Origin of the sequence: Arthrobacter sp., assembly GCF_030540645.1 — a bacterium.
Taxonomy (GTDB): domain Bacteria; phylum Actinomycetota; class Actinomycetes; order Actinomycetales; family Micrococcaceae; genus Specibacter.
On record NZ_JAUNVV010000145.1, the window covers coordinates 1 to 3347 of the forward strand.

At 62.6% G+C, this 3347-nt stretch carries 3 protein-coding genes; all 3 read left to right on the top strand.

Features of this window, described 5'->3' with window-relative positions; genetic code table 11:
* Positions 1 to 716 (top strand): succinate dehydrogenase cytochrome b subunit (locus tag Q4P21_RS16000; protein WP_303389712.1); only part of this gene is annotated, 716 nt, incomplete at its 5' end.
* Positions 704 to 2656: a fumarate reductase/succinate dehydrogenase flavoprotein subunit gene (locus Q4P21_RS16005; protein WP_303389713.1), complete on the top strand. Its 1953-nt coding sequence runs from the start codon at positions 704 to 706 to the stop codon at positions 2654 to 2656. The genes Q4P21_RS16000 and Q4P21_RS16005, both read left to right, overlap by 13 nt.
* The coding region (locus Q4P21_RS16010; RefSeq protein WP_303389714.1) for a succinate dehydrogenase/fumarate reductase iron-sulfur subunit at positions 2653 to 3347 on the top strand (695 nt) is incomplete at its 3' end. The genes Q4P21_RS16005 and Q4P21_RS16010, both read left to right, overlap by 4 nt.

Sequence of the window (3347 nt, forward strand, 5' to 3'; positions counted from 1 at the left end):
GTACTGGCAATGTGGCCGGTGTGCGCTCCACCGCAGCGCGGTCATCGGTAGCGCTACATGCAGCAATGGCGGTCACCGGGCTGATCATGGTCCTTTTCCTGTTGGCCCACATGTACGGCAACCTGAAGGTCTTCGAAGGCCAACAGGGGTTTGACGGATACGCCGCGTACTTGCGCGAGATTGGCCAGCCCCTGCTCCCGCACGCCGGGGCGTTGTGGATACTGCGCGTGATTTTGTTGGCGAGCGTGTTGCTCCACATCTTTTCGGCCTTCATCCTGTGGCACCGCTCTCGCCGGGCCACGGCAGGCAAGGGTGGTTGGAGATACGAGACCACCAGGAACCGCCGCGGCGTCCAACGGACCTATGCCTCGTTCACGATGCGTTGGGGTGGGGTCGTCATCGGCCTCTTCGTGATCTACCACCTGCTGCACCTGTCTGTGGATGTCATTGCGCCCGGCGGAGCTTCTGCGAGCCCTTACCAAAGAATGGTCAACGGTTTCCAAATTTGGTGGGTCGTACTCTCTTACGTGATCGCCCTCATCGCCCTCGGTTTCCATTTGCGTCATGGAATCTGGAGTGCGTTCGCTTCCCTGGGTGCCAACAAATCGGTCGGCACACGACGCTTCCTCAACCAGCTGGCTACCGTTGTCATGCTGATCATTCTGGTGGGCTTTCTCGTTCCGCCGCTGGCAATCTTCGCAGGATGGGTGAGCTGATGGAGCCGTTATTCACGGTGGGAGAACCGATTCAGGATGTGAAAGCCCCCGCAGGGCCGCTTCAGGACCAGTGGGAGGCCCGCCGTTTCGGCGCCAAGCTGATCAACCCTGCCAACCGGCGCAAGCTCTCCGTCATCATTGTTGGCACCGGGTTGGCCGGCTCCTCGGCAGCGGCCACCTTAGGTGAAGCCGGCTACCACGTGAAGAGTTTCTGCTACCAGGACAGCCCCCGACGCGCCCACAGCATTGCAGCCCAAGGCGGAATCAACGCCGCCAAGAACTACCGCAATGACGGCGACAGTATCCGTCGGCTCTTCTACGACACAGTCAAAGGCGGAGACTACCGTTCCCGAGAGTCCAACGTCTACCGCCTCGCGGAGGTCAGTTCCGCCATCATCGACCAATGCGTTGCCCAGGGAGTCCCATTCGCCCGAGACTACGGCGGATTGCTGGACACGCGCTCCTTTGGCGGGGTGCAGGTGTCCAGGACGTTCTACGCACGCGGCCAGACAGGCCAGCAACTGCTGCTCGGCGCCTACCAAGCCCTCGAACGCCAAGTCAGCGCCGGAACGGTGGAGGTGCATACCCGCCACGAAATGCTCGAACTCATCGTCATCGACGGAAAGGCCCGCGGCGTGGTGGTCCGGGACCTCGTGGACGGGACGCTGGAGACCCACATGGCCGACGCCGTCGTGCTCGCCTCGGGGGGATACGGCAACGTCTACCACTTATCCACCAATGCCATGGGGTGCAACACGAGCGCTACATGGCGGGCCCACCGCAAGGGCGCATTGTTCGCCAATCCGTGCTTCACCCAGATTCACCCGACGTGCATCCCGGTCAGCGGCGAACACCAATCAAAGCTGACGCTGATGAGCGAGTCGCTGCGCAATGAGGGTCGGATCTGGGTGCCGGTGAAGGCCGGAGACCCGCGGAAACCAGAGGACATCCCCGAGGATGAACGGGACTACTACCTTGAGCGCCAATATCCCGCCTTCGGCAACCTCGTCCCCCGAGATGTGGCCTCCCGTGCAGCAAAGAACCAGTGCGACGCCGGGCGCGGGGTGGGACCGGGCGGGCGTGGCGTCTACCTTGACCTGGCCGACGCCATGGCCCAGCTGGGCAGGGACGCAATCGAGGAGAAATACGGCAACCTCTTCGACATGTACCAAAAGATCACCGATGAGGATCCGTACCGGGCGCCGATGCGCATCTACCCGGCCGTGCACTACACCATGGGCGGGTTGTGGGTTGACTACGACCTGGAGAGCACCATTCCCGGCCTGTTCGTCATCGGCGAGGCCAACTACTCCGACCACGGCGCCAACAGGCTCGGTGCCAGCTCGATGATGCAGGGCCTAGCCGACGGCTACTTCATCCTGCCCAACACCATCAACGACTACCTCGCCAAAAACCCGGCGGACGCCGCAGATTCCTCCCACCCGGAGGCAGTGAAGGCGCTGGAAACCGTCCATGAACGCCTCAACCGGTTCCTGTCCATCAACGGCAACCGCACCGTTGACTCCTTCCACAAGGAGCTCGGAGCCCTCGTGTGGGAGTACTGCGGGATGGAACGCAACGCCGAGGGCCTCGAACATGCCGTTGGCCTGATCCGTGCACTCAAGGACGAGTTTTGGACCAACGTCAAGGTCACCGGCAGCAATGAGGAACTGAACCAGACCTTGGAACGGGCCGGCCGGGTTGCAGACTTCTTCGAACTTGCTGAACTCATGTGTATCGACGCCCTCCACCGGGCGGAATCCTGCGGCAGCCACTTCCGCACCGAAAGTCAGACGGACGACGGCGAGGCGTTGCGCAACGATGATGCCTTCGCCTATGTTGCGGCGTGGGAATTCACCGGCGAAGGCTCCCCTCCACGGCTGCGCAAGGAAAACCTCGAGTATCACAACGTCGAACTGGCGCAGAGGAGCTACAAATGAACATCACAGTGCGCATCTGGCGTCAACACGACCAAGCCGCCGCCGGCCGGATGGTCAGCTACAAGGTGGATGGCATCTCCCCCGACATGTCCTTTCTGGAAATGCTCGACGTGCTCAACGACCAGCTCACCGCCGCGGGAGACGAACCCGTCGCCTTTGACCACGACTGCCGTGAAGGCATCTGCGGCATGTGCAGCCTGGTCATCAACGGGATCGCCCACGGCCCTGAAGCGCTCACCACCACCTGCCAGCTCTACATGCGCCACTTCGACGACGGCGACACCATTGACATTGAACCGTGGCGCTCCGAATCCTTCCCGATCCTGCGGGATCTCATCGTGGACCGAAGTGCCATGGACAGGATCATCCAAGCAGGCGGCTACATCAGCGCCCCGACGGGGTCGGCGCCGGACGCAGCAGCAACGCTGGTGCCCAAGAAGAACGCCGACCGCGCCTTTGACGCCGCCGTCTGCATCGGCTGCGGGGCATGCATCGCCGCCTGTCCCAACGGCTCGGGCATGCTCTTCACCGGAGCCAAGGCCAACCACCTGGGAGTTCTCCCCCAAGGACAGCCCGAACGCCACGAGAGGGCACTGGCCATGGTCAACCAGCACGACGCCGAGGGTTTCGGTGGCTGCACGCAGATTGGCGAATGCACGGCTGTCTGCCCGGTGGGGATCCCGCTGGATGT

Bases quoted from the DNA above. Each gene is read 5' to 3' on its own strand.
- Q4P21_RS16005 (WP_303389713.1), top strand. From the start codon at position 704: ATGGGTGAGCTGATGGAGCCGTTATTCACGGTGGGAGAACCGATTCAG.